This is a genomic window from Kribbella sp. NPDC004138 (genome assembly GCF_053603655.1).
The window spans coordinates 101,180-119,935 of sequence record NZ_JBSGFZ010000014.1 but is presented as its reverse complement, the minus strand read 5'-3'; the positions used below and the strand labels follow the sequence as shown (position 1 = coordinate 119,935).

Sequence of the window (18,756 nt, the reverse complement as noted above, 5' to 3'; positions counted from 1 at the left end):
CCCTGTCACACATCTGGCACTCGAGGCGTGTCACCAACTTGCAACGGGTATCTGGTCGCCTCGCGTGCCGCACGTTGAGCAAGCATGGACGACTTGCCACCCCCGTTCGGACACGATCTGACTGCCCGCCAACACGTCTGTGAGCACTGCGGTGACTCCTACACCGCGGCCAGATCCGACCAGCGCTTCTGCTCGGATCGCTGCCGCCTCCGCAACTGGCGAAGCCGCCGGCGGGTCCGCTCGGCAGAGGCAATCGAGGCCGAACACGTCAATGTGCTCCTCGCCGAAGCCGACCGATTGCAGCACCAGCTCACCGAACTCCAGCAAGCCAACGCGACGCTCCGGGAGGCACTTTCCCGTGCGCAGAAGCGCTTGGTCACCGCGATGCCGTGGCCTCGGCGACCGTACGGATCTTGGAGATGAGATGGCCCAGTGCAGCCAAGCCACAAGCACTGATTCCGTCCTGGCTCTGAGCGTGACGCAGTTCGGGTTCAGCCGGATGCCGCGAGCGCATGGCGCACCAGTTGTCGCGACGCGCGCCGGTTCGGATGCAGAACCGGAGCAACCGATAGCGGCAGACTTGGTGTGGCTCGACACGTTCACAGCACAGGACGGCGCACACGCGACCGCCCCGGTGGCACGATCAGCGGAGGTAGGCGACGAGGGATGGCGCAACTTACCGACCCGTGGACGGCATTCGACTACGCCGTTGTCGACGTCGAAGGCAACGGGCAGCGGCCACCGGATCTTGTTGAGATCTCGATTGTCGCGATCACGGCCGGCTCGATCGGCCAACCGAGGAGCTGGTTGGTACGACCGCCCAGGCCGATCACCTCGATGGCGCGACGGTTCCACAGGATCACGGACGACCAGGTCGTAGGCGCTCCCATGGTTGCCGACATCGAGCCCGAACTGCGCCAGGCGCTGAGCGGCAAGGTGTTCGTTGCCCACAACGCCAGTGTCGATCTCGGGGTGCTAGGCCGCGAATTGCCGGGCTCCCAACCTGCTCGCGTGGTGGACACACTCAAGCTCGCTCGACGGCTGCTTCCGGGTCGCGACTCGTACCAGCTCGGGCCGCTTGTCGACGCGTTGGGCCTAGCCAGGCGCCTTCCGACTGACCTGGTGCCGCATCGAGCGACCTACGACGCGCTCGTCTGCGCACGGCTCCTCTTGCATCTCGCGACGCCTCCAGGCCGCGAGCCGCTTGCACTCGCCGAGCTGCTGGATGCCGCAGTCAGGAAGGTCGCAACGAGCCATGCGGCGGATGAGGCAGCCGCGACCCTGTTCTGAGCCGCGACAACCACTACTTGTACCGGTGCCACAGTTCGTTGGCGCCCGATCTGAGGGTGGCCAGACGGTGCGCGTGGACCTTCGCGATGTCGGGGCGGTTGCGGAGGTCGGTGATGACGCTGGTGACTAGGACCAGTTCTCGGATGCGGCGGAGCGTTGGCCATGAAGGAAGAGTGGTGACATCTAGGCCGTAGGTGGTGGCCAAGGCTTCGTGGTCTTGGGTGGCGCCGAAGCGGAGGGCGCTGACGGCGGCTACCACCAGGTCGTAGGCGAGCGGGCCGATGCTGGTGCCGTCGAAGTCGCACAGGACGAAGCGGCCGGTGGGCTCTCGTAGCAGGTTGCCGATGTAGGCGTCGCCGTGGAGCAGGCCCATCTGGAGGTCAGGCATGAGGGCGCGGTAGTCGGCTTCGACGTTGGCCCACTGCTCGGTGAGCCAGGCGTGGTCGTCGGCGGTGAGGCCGTCGGCCATGGCGAGACGGCCGCGGGCGCTGCCGAAGGGATCCCAGGGTTTGAGGCTGGGCATCGGTTCGAGCTTGTGCCAGCCGAGTAGTGGAGCAGCCAGTTCGGCTCCGGTCCATGCTGGGTTGCTGCTTTCGAGGAGGTTCCAGATCGTGGCTGAGTAGTTCTCGAACAGGACGGGCTGGGTCAGACCAGGCGCGAGCCTTGAAGCGGGTGCGTCGTGGCGTTCCAGCCAGGTGGCGATTCGGGCAACGTGGTCGGCGCGTTGGCTGGCGAGGTCGCCTGCGCCGAATCTGACGACAACACCTTGGCAGGGAAGGCGGTAGACGGCGTTGTTCGTGTACTTGATGAGCTCGGCTTCGTCCGGGAGAAGGCCGGCTTCTTGGCAAATGCCCTTGAGTGCGTGTTTGAGCCGCTGGTCGAGCTCTGGGGACAGGTTGGTCATGCGGTAAGTGCCTTCGGCGCGGTTGTGCGGACGGATTCGAGCTGGTGTACCAGATCCACAGCTTCCGAGTTGTCGGTGTGCTGTGAGGCTGCGGTGCCGATCTCGGCGAGGCGGCTCATACCGCGGCCGCTGCGGAGATGCTGCGTTTCGCTGATCACGTCACGAGCGACGTCGATGCCGGCGTCCAGCTCGTTCGTACGCAGCAGGTTCGTCGACAAGATGATCCGATCGAAGGTCCGGCTCCGACGCGATCTGTCGGGCCCAGATTCGGTGATTGCTTGCTGTGCGAATGCGACCGCGCGTACGGCGTACTCGCGGGCTTGTGCATCCTCTTTCGCGAAGCCCGACAGAGAGTTGTACACCAGTGCCTGATGCCCCGTGTAGTCCCCAGGAGTGAAGTACAGCGTGGTCCATGGAGAGACTCGGCGCTTGTCCGCACGACCCATCTCGTGTTCCGCGCGAGCGAGAGCATCGACTACGTGATCGTGCTTGCCGAGCATCGCGTAGGCCAGGGCTTCGTTGGCGTGGAGTCTCGCGACCTCGGCCGGATCGCCGGCGTCCTGTGCCGCGAGCTGGCCAAGTTGAAGCATCTTCAAGGCCTCCACAGGCTGGGCTTCCTGCATGCTCACCCGACCGAGGCGGTACAGGATCGACGCGGCCAGCGATGGCTCGTCCGCGTCCTTGGCCAGCACGAGTGCGTTCATCAGGAAGCGTCGAGCCGCGGCTTGATCGCCGATGTCATGGAACGACCAACCCAGCATGCTGCTGAAGTCGGCCAGGGACACTTTGAGGTCCCGGTGTGTGCGCTGATCGGCGGTGGAGTGGATCATCCGCCGTGCATAGCCGTAGAAACCACGGGCAGCGTCGACCGCTGCTCCCCCGCCGTAGCGTTGATCGAGTTTCCGGAACTCGGCGGTCATCGACACGATTTGTTCCACGTCGGTCTCGGAAATCGCCGACGGCACAGAAGCCACACCGCTGGGTACGTCGGGCAACCACTTTCGAGCCTGCTCATTGACCGCACCGAACGCCACGCTCGCCACCGCGCCGGCGAAGTTCCTGCGATCGTCGCTGGTCAGTTCGCGCGACTCATCGCTCCCGCCACGGCCAGATGAGCTGTATGCGAGCCCCATCCGTCCACGGGGAATCTCGAATGCGTCAGCTATGCGTTCAAGGACGTCGTACGCCTTGACCTGGCGGCCGTTGAGGATCTCTGAGACTTCGCCCTGGGACTGACACGTGCGGGCACCGATCTGGGTCTGGCTCCAGCCGTGCCGCTGCAGCCAGCGGAAGATGCCTGCGACGTCACGTGACGCCAGGACAGGACGCATCTCCGGCTGATCCCACCACGACGGCTTGAGCACCGGATGCGTTGCCGTCATCGTCACTCCTTGTCCCTAGGCGGCTCTGTGAAGTTAGCCCGAGCGCATCCGGTGCGTCTATCGGCACCGCCGATAGGTCGGCTCGATGAGCACTGCCTGTAGTGGCGTCCGCCGCCAGAGGGCCATGGTGTGGATACAGAGCGTTACAACAACGATAAGGACGCCCACCATGACGACGCCACTGTTCATCGTGATCTGCCTGACTGCGGGCCTGACTGTCGCAATGATCACGGACCTGGTGCGAGACCTGTCCGGCCGCAACGAATGACGCGGCGGTGGGACAGATGACTAGCACTCTTCCAGGTACGGATCACCACGAGCGGGGCGACGCCATGCGGGCGTACGGCTACATCCGGAAGCACTTCCTCATGAACGAGAACGAGTTGGCTAACGCTCGGAAGCTCATTGTCGACGCCGCTCAGGCCCGCGGTGCGGAGCTGGTCGCGATTCACGTCGAAGAGATCGAGACATCGCCTGAGGCCTTCCACGATCTGCTCGCAGTCGTGATGCAGGAGGCGCAGCGAATGATCATCACGCCCGACCTACAGCACCTCGAGGTCGCCGGTGACCCGTCGTCCGTACGACAGCGACTTGAGTCCAACGGCATCACGATCGTGGTCGCCGACTAGGCACCTCGACCGTCAGGAACGAGTGGTGCACATGCCGGCTATGCCAGCTCTCGGATTCGTCTCCATGTCCTTCGTGCGCAATGCCGGCGAACTTCTCGCGATCCGTCGGCAGTTGAAGGCGTTCGCGACCGAGCACGGGCTACACCTCACCAAGGTGTACGTCGAAGAGCCCGGACCACCCAGCGCTGCGTTCGACCTACTCGAGTCACTGCTGGAGGCAGAAGGTCAGCCGCTCGTCGTGCCGAGCCTGCACCACCTCGCCGTACTTGGGAATCCGGCGCAGATCAGGGACCACCTCCGCCACTGCGCTCACGAAGTCCTGATCGCCACCAATCCGGCGGAGCGGACGTGCTGAGGGGACATCTCACGTTCTCCTCAAGTCCCCTGCACCTCGCGTCCGTTCCGCCGCTCCACCGGGAGCCCACCTGATCCACCTCACTGAGTCGGCTGGCGTTCCTGCCCCGAAGCTGCGTCCGCTCAGCTCCCTGAACCTGAGCGGACGCAGCGCGGCGTACCCCTCGCCTGAGGTCGAACCTGTGCCGCGGTCAGGACGTCACCTGGGCTTCTGCCGTTGCGGCGACCAGCTTGGCCGGCAGTCTGTTGCGGCCTTCGGGTGGCAGGTCGCCGCCACGAAGCACGTACTGCTCACCGTGCAGCTCATACAGTCCAACGTCACCGGCGATGAGATAGCGGTTAGGAGCAGCATCGTCCGCACCGGTACTCGGTACGAGAAAGATCAGGTACTCGGCCCCGGACTCAAGTATCTCCGACGCGTTGCCGAGCTGGCCGGCGACGCCCAGCTGCCTGAGCTCGACATCTGGACCCGCCACCTTCCCCCAGACGACGTTCGTCACTGTGAGCTTGGTGATCGTCGTTGGAATTCCAGAGATCTCGGCCGATCGCTGCTCCTCGGCGGTAGCCCTGACTATCGCGGTACTGGCCTCGCGAAGGTCGGCGAGCGTCTCAAAGGTTCGTACGTGATCGACATAGAGCCGACGCTCTGGCTCGTTAGGTGTACCTGACCCCGCTGCCCGCGACACCGAATCACCTCCATGGCCGGCCGGACCCGAATGGAAACCGAAGGTCTCCATCTACTGTGCGAGTCAATTCTTCCCCGGCTCAGACGTTGAGCCCCCGCACATCAACGTAGCGGAGGTGCGATGCGGTGGCTTTTGTGAAGGATCTCTGGACTCGGCCGGTGGAGCGGGCTGACGGGGGTCCGGCGCGGGTGCGGAATGAGCGGTGGGGGAAGGGGAAGCGGTGGTTGGCGGGGTGGGTGGATCCGGAGGGACGGGAACGGACCAAGGCCTTCGGGACGAAGGGGCCGGCTGAGCGGCATGCGAATGCTATGGAGACGGATCGGGAGCGTGGGGAGTACATCGATCCGGAGGCTGGGAAGGTTCGGTTTGGGGAGGTTGCGGGGCGGTGGTTGGCTTCGCGGGTGGTGGATCCGGCGTCGTTGATCAGGTACGAGTCGTCGCTGCGGTTGCATGTGGATCCGGTGTTTGGACGGCGGCAGTTGCGGACGATCAAGCCGTCGGAGATTGCGGCTTGGGTCGCCGATCTGGATGCGCGGTTCGGGCCGTCGACCGCGCGTACGGCGTACCTCGTGTTGCATGGAACGCTCGAGATTGCTGTCGATGACGAGGCCATCAAGAAGAACCCGGCGAAGGGTCGGGCAGTCAAGGTGCCGGCGGAGAAGAGCGGCAGGACGGTCGCCTGGAGCGACGAAGTGGTGTGCCGGATTGTTGAGGGGCACGCGCCGGAGTACAGGCCGATCTCATCCGTCGGAGCGGCGTGCGGACTGCGGCAGGGCGAGCTGTTCGGGCTCGCGGAAGAGGACATCGACTTCGACGAGATGGTTATTCATGTGCGCCGGCAGGTGAAGAAGCTTGGGCCGGAGTTCGTGTTCGCGTTGCCGAAGAACGACACCGAGCGGACGGTACCGATGTCTGATGGGACAGCCTTGATCCTCAAAGAGCACATCGAGGCTCACACGCCACGCCCGTACACGCTGCCTTGGGAGAAGACGGACGGGGAGCCGCGGACCGTCAAGCTCATGTTCCGGTGGACGGATGACAAGCACATCCGGGCTCGGACGTACGACGAGTTGGTGTGGAAGCCGGCGCTGTTCTACGCGGGTGTGATCGCGGAGCCGAAGACGGATCGGCGCGGGCGGCGGCAGTACGTGTCCTGTCGGGAGAACGGGATGCACGCGTTGCGGCACTACTTCGCGAGTATCACCCTCGCGGATGGGGTCAACATCAAGGAGTTGGCTGAGTACCTAGGTCACAGCAATCCGGGGTTCACGCTGAGGCTCTACACCCACATGCTGCCGTCGTCGCACGAGCGGGCGCGGAAGGCTGTGGACTCCAGACTCTCTCGTCTCTTCTCTCTGAAATCTCACGGAGCAGCCACGGAGCAGGCCGCCGTACGCTCCCCCACCACCTCTTGGGAGCCGGACGGCGGCCTGCACCTGGAAGACCCTGGAATCGGGTTCTGACCTGCGGAAACGCCTACCTGATGCGCATGCCTGAGATGGCTCGGGCGATCACCAAACGCTGGATCTCGGAGGTGCCTTCGAAGATGGTGTAGATCTTGGCGTCTCGGTGCATGCGTTCTACTGGGTATTCGCGGGTGTAGCCGTTGCCGCCGAGGATTTGGATGGCTTGTTCGGTGACGTGGACGGCTACTTCGCCGGCTTTGAGTTTGGCCATGGAGCCTTCGCCGTGGCGGTAGTCGGGGGTTTCGCCGCGCATGAGGGCGGCGGACATGTTGGCGGCGCGCCAGACCAGGAGGCGGGCGGCGTCGATTTCCAGGGCCATGTCGGCGAGTTTGAAGGCGATGCCCTGGTTGTCGACGATAGGGCGGCCGAACTGTTCGCGAGTCTTGGCGTAGTCGAGGGCGACCTCGTATGCGGCGCGGGCGATGCCGACGGCTTGGGCGCCGACGATGTGGCGGGTGATTTCGAACGTGGCCATCGAGGCGTTGCGGCCGGCCGCGGCGGAGGAGGAGCCTGAGCCGGCGGCGGCGCGGGCCTCGTGGGCTCGGGCGATGCGGGCGTCCAACTTCTCCTTGCCGCCGAGGACGTTGGCGGCGGGGATGCGGACGTTGTCGAAGAAGACGTCCGCGGTGTGGGAGGCGCGCAGGCCGTGCTTCCGCAATTTCGTGCCCTGTTCCAGGCCGCGGACCTCGGACTTGGGTACGACGAACGCGGCCTGGCCCTTGGTGCCCAGTGACGGGTCGACGGTGGCGACGACGACGTGGATGTCGGCGATGCCGCCGTTCGTGGCCCACGCCTTCTGCCCGTTGATGACCCACTCGTTGGAACGCTCGTCGAAGACGGCCCGCGTACGGATCGCGGACACGTCCGACCCTGCTCCCGGCTCCGAGGAGCAGAACGCGGCCACGCGTACGTCGTCGGGCGTCCCGTAGCAGCGGCCCATCCACTGGCTCCACTGCTCCGGCGTGCCGTTGGAGAAGATCGCGGACGAGGCCAGGCCGGTGCCCTTCAGCGACATCGCGATCCCGGCGTCGCCCCAGAACAGCTCCTCGTGGACGAGCGGCATCAGCAGGCCGCTCGGGTCGACGAAGAGGTTGACGTTCGTGTCCAGGCCGTAGATGCCGACCTTGGCGGCCTCCTGGATGATCGGCCACGGCGTTTCCTCGCGCTCGTCCCACTCGGCCGCGGCGGGCCGGATGACCTCGGCGGCGAACGTGTGGGCCCAGTCGCGGATCTCGCGCTGCTCGTCGTTGATCGCCAGCGAGAACGTGTTCCACTCGGGCTTGGAGCGCTCGGCGCCGAGCTCGCCGGCCAGCGCCATCACGTCTGCGGACACCACAGGGTCGCTCATCAACCATCCTCACGAATCCGGGAAGTTACCGACGAGTGTAACTGTCGTTTGCACCAACGGGTACCACTGTGGCTAAGATCGACGTATGAGCTCCGCGCTGCTCGCGATCGGACGCCGCCGGACCACGGCGGAGCGTCGTCGCGACCGGGAGCGGGACATCATCCGCGCCACCCGCGAGCTGTTCGACGAGCGCGGCACGATCGACGCTCAGATCGACGATATCGCCAAGCGGGTCGGGATCAACAAGGCCCTCATCTACCGGCACTTCGCCGGCAAGGAAGAGCTGTTCGCGCTCACCCTGGTCGACTACCTCCAAGAGCTCGACGCCCTGCTGCAGCAGAACGACAGCCCGCGGAGAGCGCCGCTCAACCGGCTCAAGGCGCTCAGCGAGACGTTCGTCGACTTCTGCCTGGATTACCCGGCGTTCACCGACTGCGCGATGAGCCTGCTGCGGCGGACCGGCGAGGAGCTGTTCGGCGAGATCACCGAGCCGGTGATGATCAAGCTCGGTACGGCGATGGCGGCCGCGCTGGACCGGATCGCCAAGGTTCTCCAGGCCGGCCAGCGCGCCGGGGTCTTCGACGAGGTCGACACCGCCTACCTGGCGAACCACCTCTACACCCAGACGCTCGGATCGTTGCACATGGCAAGAGTCGGGCTGATCGTGTCGGGCAGCCAACCGGGGCATCCGGTGGTGCATCATGCCGATGTCGGCACCGTCCGGTCGACGGCGATCACCGCCACGCTCGCCACCGCGGTCGGCCGCAAGGCCCTGAATCAGAAGACAGCAGCCAAGAAACCCACCACCCGCTCCGCCAGAGCAGGAGAGACATCGTGACCGAGACCCGCAAGGTGGCTGTCGTCGCCGGCAACCGGATTCCCTTCGCCCGGCAGGACAAGACCTACCGGCACGCCTCCAACTCCGACATGCTCACCGCCGCGCTGAACGGTCTCGTCGACCGCGCCGGCCTGGGCGGCCAGGAGGTCGGTGAGGTCGTCGCCGGTGCGGTCCTCAAGCACGCCCGCGACTGGAACATGGTGCGCGAGGTGGTCCTCGGGTCCAAGCTCGCCGCGACCACCCCGGCGTACGACATCCAGCAGGCCTGCGGCACCGGGCTGGAGGCGGCGATCCTGGTCGGCAACAAGATCGCGCTCGGCCAGATCGAGGCCGGGATCGCGGGCGGTGTCGACACCGCGTCCGACGCGCCGGTCGCGGTCAACGACCGGCTGCGCAACATCCTGCTCGACCTGAACCGCGCGAAGACGTATCCGGACCGTCTGAAGGTGCTGGCCCGGGTCCGTCCGAAGGACGTCGTACCGGAGATCCCCCGCAACGCCGAGCCGCGGACCCGCAAGTCGATGGGCGAGCACGCGGCGCTGACCGCGCTGGAGTGGGGCATCAGCCGCGAGGCGCAGGACGAGCTGGCCTACCGCTCGCATGTGAATCTCGCGAAGTCGTACGACCGTGGCTTCCAGGACGACCTGATCACGCCGTACCTGGGCCTCGAGAAGGACCAGAATCTGCGGCCCGACACCACGCTGGAGAAGTTGGCCAAGCTGAAGCCCGTCTTCGGCAAGGGCGAGACCGCGACGATGACGGCCGGCAACTCGACGCCGCTCACCGACGGCGCCTCGACGGTTCTGTTGAGCACCGACGAGTGGGCGGAGCAGCACGGGCTGCGTCCACTCGCGTACCTGACCCACTCCCAGACCGCCGCGGTCGACTACGTGAAGGGTGCCGAGGGCCTGCTGATGGCCCCCGCGTACGCCGTGCCGCGGATGCTGGCCAGAGCGGGACTGAGCCTCCAGGACTTCGACTACTACGAGATCCACGAGGCGTTCGCGTCGCAGGTGTTGTCCACCCTGAAGGCGTGGGAGGATCCGATCTTCTGCAAGGAGCGGCTCGGCCTGGACGCGCCGCTCGGGGAGATCGACCGGGACAAGCTGAACGTGAACGGCAGCTCGCTCGCCGCGGGCCACCCGTTCGCGGCGACCGGCGGGCGGATCGTCGCCGCGCTGGCCAAGCAACTGGACGAGAACGGTGGCGGCCGCGGGTTGATCTCGATCTGCGCCGCGGGCGGCCAGGGTGTCGTCGCCATCCTCGAGAAGTAGGAGCTGAGATGACGGATCGCTACCAGACCTTCACCCGGACGCCGCTCGGCAAGACGCTGGTGAAGAACCTGGGTCTGCCCGACCCGCTGCCGCTGCCCCGCTGGACCGAGGGCGCATCGGTGATCGACGGGCCGGTCGTCTTCGGCGCGATCGGCGAGACCGACGCCGGCAAGGCGGTCCAGGCGCTGCTGCGCGACATCGGCGCCGCGTTCAGTACGGCGACCGAGGGCGTCGCGTCGAGCGAGATCCGGCCGAAGGCGCTCGTCTTCGACGCGACCGGAGCGGGCTCGACCGCGGACCTGACCAGCCTGCAGCGCTTCTTCTCCCCGCTCGTCCGCCAGCTGGCCGCGGCCGGCCGGGTCATCGTCGTCGGCCGTACGCCGGAGCTCGCGAGCTCCCCCGAGCAGCAGGTCGCGCAGCGTGCTCTCGAAGGCTTCACGCGGAGCCTGGCCAAGGAGGTCAAGCGCGGTGCCACCGTCAACCTCGTGTACGTCGCCCCGGACGCGCACGAGCAGCTCGACTCGACGCTTCGCTTCTTCCTCTCCCCCAAGTCGGCGTACGTCGACGGCCAGGTCGCGCGGATCGGCACCGGTCCCCTGGTCAGCAACGACCCGACACGGCCCCTGAGCGGCCGGGTCGCCCTCGTCACCGGCGCGGCCCGGGGCATCGGCGCGAGTATCGCCGGCACCCTGGCCCGCGACGGCGCGACCGTGATCGGCGTCGACGTACCGCAGAACGCGGACCCGCTGCGCAAGGTGATCTCCCGGATCGGCGGCACCGAGCTGCTCCTCGACGTCACCGCGGTCGACGCGGCGCAGCGGATCGCGGCGCACGCGCAGGAGCAGCACGGCGGTCTCGACATCGTCGTCCACAACGCGGGCATCACCCGGGACCGCCGGCTCGTCAACATGCGCACCGATGCCTGGGACGCCGTACTCGACGTGAACCTCCGCGCGCCGGAGCGGATCACCAAGCATCTGGTGGATTCCGGGGCGCTGCGCGACGGCGGCTCGATCATCGGGGTGTCGTCGATGGCCGGGATCGCCGGCAACAACGGCCAGACGAACTACGCGACCTCGAAGGCCGGCGTGATCGGGCTGGTGCAGGCGCTGGCGCCGGTGCTCGCGGAGCGGCAGATTCGGATCAACGCGGTCGCGCCCGGATTCATCGAGACCGAGATGACCGCGAAGATCCCGTTCGCGATCCGCGAGGTCGGGCGGCGGATCAACTCGCTGCAGCAGGGCGGCCTGCCGATCGACGTGGCCGAGACGATCGCCTGGTTCGCGGATCCGGCCTCGGCCGGCGTGACCGGCAACGTCGTCCGGGTCTGCGGCCAGAGCATGCTGGGCGCCTGACATGCCGACCCGACGGTACGACGACTCCCCCGGCCTCGGCTCGCTGTACGCGCGGACCGTCAAGGCCACCCTGCGGCGCGCCGACTACGAGCCGGACGAGGACGGGCTGACGCTCGAGCTGCCCCGGTCCGCGATCGACCAGGACCATCTCCAGGCCTACCGGGAGGTCACCGGCTTCCAGGCGGGGCCCGCGCTGCCCCCGACGTACCCGCACGTGCTCGCGTTCCCGCTGCACCTGGACCTGATGTCCGACCCCTCGTTCCCGTACAAGCCGATGGGGATCGTGCACCTTTCCAACACGATCACGCAGAAGCGGCCGATCGCGCTGCACGCCGAACCGGCGATCCGCGTGCACAGTACGCCGGAGCGGCCGCACCCCAAAGGCATCGTCTTCGACGTGATCAGCGAGGTCTTCGTCGGCAACGAGCTGGTGTGGAGCGATCTCACCACGCTGCTCAGCCGCTCGTCCGGGACGCCCGACGCGCACGCCGACCTGCTGCCCGACCCGGTGCTGAGCCCGACCGCGTGGTGGGACCTGCGCGGCAACCTCGGCCGCCGGTACGCCTCGGCGTCCGGCGACCGGAACCCCATCCACCTGTTCAAGCTGACCGCTCAGGCGTTCGGGTTCCCACGCCAGATCGCCCATGGCATGTGGGCCAAGGCCGCCGCGCTGGCGTCGATCCAGCGGGCCGGCGAGCTGCCGGACGCCTTCACGGTCCGCGTGGACTTCCGTAAGCCGTTGCTGCTCCCGTCCCGCGTCGGGTTCGGCCACCAGCAGACCGGCAAGACGATCGACTTCGCGCTCTACGACGAGTCGCACGACGTGACCCACCTGATCGGCCAGCTGCAGGAGAGCTGATCTCCAGGCCATCACCATCGCGCCCTCGCGGCGCGGGCACGCTCACGCCGGCTCCGAACGATCGATTGCGAGGGCCTGGGGATCGGCTTGTGCCCTGACCCGGTCGAGAACCTCGCCGATCGGGGCAGGATCCCAACGGTTGCCGTCGCGCTCCCGGACTGCCAGCGCACCGGCCGCGGCCTCGCGGGCGCCGATGACCGCGGCGTACGGCGCCAGCCGGTTCTCGCGGATGCGGGCGCCCAGACTGCCCTCGTCGGCGTGCGCGACCTCCACCCGCAAGCCCCGGTCCGACGCGCGCCGCGCGACCTCGACGGCGAGCTTCTCCTCGTCGTCGGAGATCGGCAGGACGACGAGCTGGACCGGCGCCAGCCACGCCGGGAACGCGCCGCCGTGCACCTCGATCAGCTGCGCCATCGCGCGCTCGATGCTGCCCACGATCGCCCGGTGCACCATCACCGGCCGGTGCTTGTTGCCGTCGGCACCGATGTACTCGAGGCCGAATGCGGCCGGCTGGTGGAAGTCGATCTGCACGGTCGACAGGCTGAACTCCCGGCCGGCCGAATCCTCCATCTGGATGTCGATCTTCGGCCCGTAGAACGCCGCGTCCCCCGGCGCGTCCTCGAACGGGACGCCCGCGTTCTTCAGCACCTCGCGCAGGATCTCGGCAGCCTCGGCCCAGCTGTCCGCGTCACCGACGTACTTGCTCGACGGGCTGTTGAACTCCGCATCGACAGCCGGCAGCGCGAGCACGTAGCGCGAGGCGCTGATGCCCATGTCCGCGTACGCCTGATTGATCAGGTCCAGCGCCGAGGCGGCCTCGGAGGCGACCTGGTCGAGCCGGCAGAAGATGTGCGCGTCGTTCAGCTGCATCGCGCGGACCCGGCTGAGGCCGCCGATCGCGCCCGACAGCTCGGCGCGGTACTGGCCGCCCAGTTCGGACATCCGCAGTGGCAGTTCGCGGTACGAGTGCGAGCGGGAGCGGAACATCAGGGCGTGGTGCGGGCAGATGCTCGGCCGCAGGACGAGTTCCTCACCGCCCATCTCCATCGGCGGGTACATGTCGTCGTGGTACTTCGCCCAGTGCCCGGAGATCTCGTACAGCTCCTTCTTGGCGAGCACCGGCGAGTACACCTGCTGATAGCCGGCTCTTCGCTCGACCTCGGCGATATAGCTCTCCAGCGCGCGGCGTACCGCGGCGCCCGCGGGCAACCAGTAGGGCAGACCCGCACCGATCAGCGGGTCGGAGTCGAACAGGCCCAGTTCGCGGCCGATCTTACGGTGGTCGTACATGGTGGTCTCCTCGTCTGAGAAGGGGCGAGGGACCACGGGAACGACGAAGCCCCGGGGCACTCGCCCCGGGGCTTCGGTCGACAGTCAGGTGTCAGCGCGCCGGGACAAACTCCGGCGTCGTCGTCACTGCTGCGCGCTTGAACACGTTTCTACGTTAGCAGATCGGAGTCGAGACCGACGGGACGAATGAGTCCCTCCTGCGCGACCGAGGCGACGAGGTTGCCGTGCTCGGTGTACAGCCGGCCGGTGGCGAACCCTCGAGCTCCGGATGCCGACGGCGAGGACTGGTCGTACAGAAGCCACTCGTCGGCGCGGAACGGGCGGTGGAACCAGAGCGCGTGGTCGAGCGAAGCGGGCTGGACGCGGCGGTCGCCGATCACGATGCCGTGCGGGAGCAGACTCGCGCCGAGCAGCGTCAGGTCGCTGGCGTAGGCCAGCACGCAGGCGTGCAGCGCCGGGTCGTCGGGAAGCTTGCCGGCGGCACGGATCCAGAACTGGCGGCCGGTGACACCGGCCAGCCGTACGTCGAGCGCCGCCCACTCACGATCCCAGTCGGCGGCCGGCCGGCCCGACTGCGCTTCCAGGACCGTCGCCAGCCGCGGCGCCTCCTCCGGCAGTACGGCGTCGTCGGGCATCGGGTCCTGGTGGTCCAGGCCGGGCTCCGGCCGCTGGAACGACGCGGACATGTAGAAGATCGGCTTCCCGTGCTGCGACGCCACCACCCGGCGGCTGCTGAACGAGCCGCCGTCGCGCGTCGGCTCCGCTCGGTACACGATCGGTACCGACGTGTCACCGGCGCGCAGGAAGTACCCGTGCAGCGAGTGCACGACGCGCTCGGGGTCGACGGACCGCGCGGCCGCCGCGAGCGCCTGGCCGAGCACCTGTCCGCCGAACACCCGCTGCATCGAGGTCTGCGGCTGACGACCACGGAACAGGTCGACGTCGATCTTCTCCAGGTCGAGCAGCTCGACCAGATCCTCCAACGACTCAGGCATGCCTCATCCTGACAGGCGCGAGCGCTGAAAACCGCCGTCCCCGCTGTGACTTATTCGTTGTCGTCGCGGTTCAGCTCGGCGAGGAACTGCTCGACCTCGGCGCCGAGCTCGTCGGCGGACGGGGTGGAGTCGGCGAGCAGGCTCTTGCGGCTGAGTGAGCCCTCGGCCGCGTCGTACTGCGTCTCGAGCGCCTTGACGACCGCGCTGGCGTCCTCGGAGGCCTCGACCTGCTCGTCGACCAGCCGGCCGGTGACGGCGGCCTCGTCGAGCAGGGCCTTGCTAGGGAGCAGCAGGCCGGTCGCGGCGGAGATCGCGTGCACGAGCGCCAGCGCTGCCCCCGGGAAGCGATTCTCGGCCAGGTAGTGCGGCACGTGGACGGCGAAGCCCATCGCGTCCTTGCCGGCCTCGCCCAGGCGGACCTGCAGCATCGTCCCGGCGCTCGCGGGCAGCCGCATCTCGCCGTCCCAGATGTTCGACCGGGTGACCAGCTCGGGCCGCGTCGCGTGCGCGGTCAGACCGAGCGGCCGGGTGTGCGGCACACCCATCGGAATGCCGTGTACGCCGATCGTGAGCGTCACGTTGAACAGCTCGATGAGCTGGCGCATCGCCCCGGCGAACCGGTCCCAGTGGTTGTCCGGCTCGGCACCCTCGAGCAGCAGGAAGTCGACCCCCGCGTCGTCGGTCACCAGATGCAGGCTCAGGTGCGGCGGGTCGTAGTCGGTGAACCGGTCCTCGGCGAACGTCACCTCGGGCCGCCGGGCTCGGTAGTCGTGCAGCAGGTCGACGTCGAACCGCGCGAGCAACCGGTGGTCCAGCACCTCGAGCAGGTGGTCCGCGGTCACGCGGCCGGCCTGGCCGGCGTCCATGAACCCGTCCAGCGAGTGCACCAGCACCTTCGGCGTCGCCGCCGGGCCGGTCGCCACCGACTCGTCGACGATCTCGTAGAGGTCGTCCGGTCGCAGCATCGTCGTCTCCTTCGTCATGGCCGAGAGGTAGTTCTACCTTGACCAACGCCACGACGTCGCGCGGTAATTCCGGCCGCCGGAAAGATTCAGGATGTTCCAAGACTCGGCGGTCGGCGAGACAGCTGCGGAAAGCGCTTGCTAAGTTGTCGTCGTGAGCCGCGAACCAGATTCCGCCCTGACCGTCATGCTGGCGATGAACGACGCCAGCCGGGACCGCGTCCTCGTACCGCGGGTCCGGCAGCGCCTCGACGCGATCGCCACCGTGCTGCCGGTCGGCCCCGGGACCAGCTTTCTCGCCGACCCCGCCGTCCGGGCGGCGCTCCCGGACGTCGACGTGCTGCTCACCGGCTGGGGCTGCCCGCGGATCGGTCCGGAGGTGCTCGACGCGGCGCCGAAGCTGCAGGCGATCCTGCACGCGGCCGGCTCCGTCAAGGCGATCGTCGACCCGTCCGCGTTCGACCGCGGCATCCAGGTCTCGTCGGCGGCCACCGCGAACGCGCAGCCGGTCGCCGAGTTCACGGTCGCCGCGATCGTGCTGGCCGGGAAGCGGGCGTTCCGGCTCGCGGCGCAGTACCGGCTGGAGCGGCGCAAGGCGGACCCGCACGGGATGCCGGGCAGCTACGGGACGACGGTCGGCCTGCTCGGGGCGTCCCGGATCGCGAAGATGGTCGCGGAGCGGTTGCGCGGGTTCGACCTCGAGGTGCTGATCAGCGACCCGTACCTGACCGCGGACGAGGCCGCGGCGCTGGGCGCGGAGCTGGTCGACAACGACACGCTCTTCCGGCGTAGCGACATCCTCAGCGTGCACGCTCCGCTGCTCCCGGAGACCGTCGGCCTGGTGGACGCGCGCCTGCTCGGGTTGCTCAAGGACGGCTCCTCGCTGATCAACACCGCCCGCGGCAAGATCATCGACTCCGAGGCGCTGATCCGCGAGTGCGCGACCGGCCGGATCGACGCGATCCTCGACGTCACCGACCCCGAGCCGCTGCCGCCGGGCTCGCCGTTGCTCGACCTCCCGAACGTCTTCGTCACCCCGCACGTCGCCGGTGCCGTCGGCAACGAGATCGCCCGGCTCGGCGAGCTCGCCGTCGGCGAACTCGAACGCCTCGCGACCGGCCGGCCGCTCGAACACTCCATCAGCCCCACCGAGCTCGGGAGACTCGCATGAGCCGCCTCATCCTGCCCGACACCGACCGCGAGCTCTCGCGCCAGACAGGGTGGGTGCGGGCGCACTGGGAGGCGCTGGCCGACCATCTGCTCGACTCGCTCGTGCCGTACTTCTCCCCCGGCGCCTCTCTGGTCGAGCTGCCCGGCCGGCCGAGCCGGTCAGGTACGGCGTCGGACGCGCTGGAAGGTTTCGCGCGGTCGTTCATGCTCGCCGCGTTCCGGATCGCCGGCGTCCAGGGCAAGGGCTGCGAGCAGCTGATCGAGCGCTACGCGCGCGGCGTAGCGAACGGCGCGAACCCGGACCACCCGGAGGCGTGGCTGCGGCTGACCCCGAGGTCGCAGCAGATGGTCGAGGCCGCGGCGATCGCGGTGTCGCTGCACGAAACCCGCGAGTGGATCTGGGACCGGCTCGACACCCGCGCGCAGGAACACGTGGCGGAGTGGCTCGGCGGGTTCAACAACTCGACGACACACGACAACAACTGGCGGCTGTTCCAGGTCGTCAGTGAGCAGTTCCTCGCGTCCGTCGGAGCGCCCTTCGAGCAGAGCGACATCGACGCGGGCCTCGACCGGATCGAGGACTGGTACGTCGGCAACGGCTGGTACTCCGACGGCGACGGACAGAACTACGACAATTACATCGGCTGGGCGATGCACCTGTACCCGGGCCTGTGGGCGCGGATGGCCGCCGCCACGCCGGGAGCGCAGTACGAGGACCGGCTGAAGCTCTACAAGGAGCGGATCAAGCTCTTCCTGGACGACGCCGTCCACCTGGTCGGCAACGACGGCGCCCCGATCTACCAGGGCCGGTCGCTGACGTACCGGATGGCGGCCGCGGCGCCGTACTGGATGGGCGCGCTGCTCGACTCGACGCCGTTGACGCCGGGCGAGACGCGGCGGCTGTGCTCCGGGATCGCGCGGCACTTCGTGCAGCACGGTGTGCCGGACGAGCGCGGAGTCCTGACGCTGGGGTGGTACGACACGTTCCTGCCGACCACGCAGCAGTACTCCGGACCTGGCTCGCCGTACTGGGCCTCGAAGGGGTTCGTCGGGCTGATCCTGCCGCCGGAGCACCCGGTCTGGTCGGACCCGGAGGACTCCGTCCCGCTCGACGACGCGGATCAGCTGAAGGCGATGCCGGAGCCGGGCTGGATCCTGCACGGGAGCCGTCACGACCAGGTGGTGCAACTGGTCAACCACGGCGCCGACCACGCGCCGGCGGCGGAGCCGGACGGCGTGGAGCCGGCGGGTGACCCGCACTACAACCGGCTGGCGTACGCGAACCACGCAGGGCCGGACCTGTCCGATCACGAGCCGCACGTCGACAACCTGATCTCGCTGGTCTCACCCGACGGGACGGCCAGCGGTCGCGGGCGGATCCGGCGGCTCGGCGTCGACGGGCGGACGGCGTCGTCATGGCACAACGCCTGGCTCGGCTCCGAGGGACCGTGGGCGATCGAGATCACGTCCGTGGTACGCAGCGGCTGGGAGGTCCGGTGTGCGCTGGTCGAGGGTCCGGCTGGGGCGCTCGTGCGCAGCGGCGGCTTCGCGGTCGCCGGCGAGTCTTTGCCGGTGGCAACGGTCAGCGACGTGGCCGCGGCGGCGCGGAACGCCGACGGCCTGGTGTCCGCGGTGGTCGGCCTGCACGGGTACGACGAGGCGGGCGTGCACCGCGGGCTCGGGGTGAACCCGTTCGGGGCGCACTCGGCGACGCCGTACCTGACCGCACCGCATCGCGGCGAGCCGCTGGTGCTGGTAAACGCCGTGCTGCTGACCCGGGACGCGTTGCGGCCGGAGGCGCTTGCCGAGGGCATCGATGTCGGCGTCGACGGGACGACGGTGCGGATCGGCCTGCCCGGCGGTGTCGTGGAGGTCGTCGAGCTCGGACGGAATCGCGCCGGTTAGGTCAGGCTCGCCAAGCGTGTGTATTCGCCGGATGGCCGTTAGATTGACG

General features: G+C 68.1%; 17 protein-coding genes. 10 read left to right on the top strand and 7 right to left on the bottom strand.

Going from position 1 to position 18,756, the window contains the following annotated elements; translation table 11 throughout:
• The first annotated feature begins 666 nt into the window (after positions 1-666).
• Positions 667-1,290: a 3'-5' exonuclease gene (locus ACWEOO_RS21025; RefSeq protein ID WP_452144409.1), complete on the top strand. Its 624-nt coding sequence runs from the start codon at positions 667-669 to the stop codon at positions 1,288-1,290.
• Between the two features lie 13 nt (positions 1,291-1,303).
• Here the strand turns inward: ACWEOO_RS21025 and ACWEOO_RS21020 are convergent, their stop codons facing one another.
• Positions 1,304-2,194, bottom strand: coding sequence for a phosphotransferase (locus tag ACWEOO_RS21020; protein ID WP_452144408.1), 891 nt, complete (start codon positions 2,192-2,194; stop codon positions 1,304-1,306).
• Positions 2,191-3,576, bottom strand: coding sequence for a helix-turn-helix domain-containing protein (locus tag ACWEOO_RS21015; RefSeq protein ID WP_452144407.1), 1,386 nt, complete (start codon positions 3,574-3,576; stop codon positions 2,191-2,193). The genes ACWEOO_RS21020 and ACWEOO_RS21015 overlap by 4 nt, the downstream gene beginning before the upstream one ends.
• Before the next feature lie 284 nt (positions 3,577-3,860).
• Here ACWEOO_RS21015 and ACWEOO_RS21010 point away from each other — a divergent pair, with 284 nt between their 5' ends.
• Together ACWEOO_RS21010 and ACWEOO_RS21005 are read left to right on the top strand one after the other, a co-directional pair.
• Entirely contained in the window at positions 3,861-4,205 is a 345-nt protein-coding gene (locus tag ACWEOO_RS21010; RefSeq protein ID WP_452144406.1) for a hypothetical protein, read from the top strand.
• 64 nt (positions 4,206-4,269) lie between these two features.
• Complete coding sequence (locus ACWEOO_RS21005) at positions 4,270-4,560, top strand: hypothetical protein (protein ID WP_452144405.1); 291 nt, start codon at positions 4,270-4,272, stop codon at positions 4,558-4,560.
• A 190-nt stretch (positions 4,561-4,750) separates the two neighbouring features.
• On the opposite strand, the gene ACWEOO_RS21000 is transcribed toward ACWEOO_RS21005, so the two are convergent.
• Entirely contained in the window at positions 4,751-5,296 is a 546-nt protein-coding gene (locus ACWEOO_RS21000) for a hypothetical protein (protein ID WP_452144404.1), read from the bottom strand.
• Positions 5,297-5,370: 74 nt separating this feature from the next.
• On the opposite strand from ACWEOO_RS21000, the gene ACWEOO_RS20995 reads away from it, so the two are divergent.
• Complete coding sequence (locus ACWEOO_RS20995; RefSeq protein WP_452144403.1) at positions 5,371-6,708, top strand: tyrosine-type recombinase/integrase; 1,338 nt, start codon at positions 5,371-5,373, stop codon at positions 6,706-6,708.
• Between the two features lie 13 nt (positions 6,709-6,721).
• On the opposite strand, the gene ACWEOO_RS20990 is transcribed toward ACWEOO_RS20995, so the two are convergent.
• On the bottom strand, positions 6,722-8,059 hold the full coding sequence (locus tag ACWEOO_RS20990; protein WP_452144402.1) for an acyl-CoA dehydrogenase family protein: 1,338 nt from the start codon (positions 8,057-8,059) through the stop codon (positions 6,722-6,724).
• 85 nt (positions 8,060-8,144) lie between these two features.
• Between ACWEOO_RS20990 and ACWEOO_RS20985 the strand changes: the two genes are divergently transcribed.
• Genes ACWEOO_RS20985 through ACWEOO_RS20970 form a run of 4 tightly spaced genes read left to right on the top strand, consistent with a single transcriptional unit; the run spans position 8,145 to position 12,385 of the window.
• Positions 8,145-8,897, top strand: a complete 753-nt coding sequence (locus ACWEOO_RS20985; RefSeq protein WP_452144401.1) for a TetR/AcrR family transcriptional regulator — start codon at positions 8,145-8,147, stop codon at positions 8,895-8,897.
• Entirely contained in the window at positions 8,894-10,171 is a 1,278-nt protein-coding gene (locus ACWEOO_RS20980; RefSeq protein ID WP_452144400.1) for an acetyl-CoA C-acetyltransferase, read from the top strand. The genes ACWEOO_RS20985 and ACWEOO_RS20980 overlap by 4 nt, the downstream gene beginning before the upstream one ends.
• Before the next feature lie 8 nt (positions 10,172-10,179).
• Positions 10,180-11,526 carry a 3-oxoacyl-ACP reductase gene (locus ACWEOO_RS20975; protein WP_452144399.1) on the top strand — a complete coding sequence of 449 codons (1,347 nt, stop codon included), beginning with the start codon at positions 10,180-10,182 and terminating at the stop codon, positions 11,524-11,526.
• A gap of 1 nt (position 11,527) precedes the next feature.
• A complete protein-coding gene (locus ACWEOO_RS20970) occupies positions 11,528-12,385 on the top strand; it encodes a MaoC/PaaZ C-terminal domain-containing protein (protein WP_452144398.1) in 858 nt (285 codons plus the stop codon).
• Positions 12,386-12,427: 42 nt separating this feature from the next.
• Here ACWEOO_RS20970 and thrS read toward each other — a convergent pair whose 3' ends face one another.
• The 3 genes from thrS to ACWEOO_RS20955 form a co-directional block, all read right to left on the bottom strand.
• Positions 12,428-13,675: a threonine--tRNA ligase gene (gene thrS, locus ACWEOO_RS20965; RefSeq protein WP_452144397.1), complete on the bottom strand. Its 1,248-nt coding sequence runs from the start codon at positions 13,673-13,675 to the stop codon at positions 12,428-12,430.
• A gap of 149 nt (positions 13,676-13,824) precedes the next feature.
• Positions 13,825-14,670 carry an acyl-CoA thioesterase gene (locus tag ACWEOO_RS20960; protein ID WP_452144396.1) on the bottom strand — a complete coding sequence of 282 codons (846 nt, stop codon included), beginning with the start codon at positions 14,668-14,670 and terminating at the stop codon, positions 13,825-13,827.
• Between the two features lie 50 nt (positions 14,671-14,720).
• Positions 14,721-15,653 (bottom strand): proteasome assembly chaperone family protein, encoded by a 933-nt coding sequence (locus tag ACWEOO_RS20955; protein WP_452144395.1) that lies wholly within the window; start codon positions 15,651-15,653, stop codon positions 14,721-14,723.
• 133 nt (positions 15,654-15,786) lie between these two features.
• Here ACWEOO_RS20955 and ACWEOO_RS20950 point away from each other — a divergent pair, with 133 nt between their 5' ends.
• Positions 15,787-16,803: a hydroxyacid dehydrogenase gene (locus tag ACWEOO_RS20950; RefSeq protein WP_452144394.1), complete on the top strand. Its 1,017-nt coding sequence runs from the start codon at positions 15,787-15,789 to the stop codon at positions 16,801-16,803.
• Entirely contained in the window at positions 16,800-18,707 is a 1,908-nt protein-coding gene (locus ACWEOO_RS20945; protein WP_452144393.1) for a DUF2264 domain-containing protein, read from the top strand. The genes ACWEOO_RS20950 and ACWEOO_RS20945 overlap by 4 nt, the downstream gene beginning before the upstream one ends.
• Positions 18,708-18,756 lie beyond the last annotated feature (49 nt).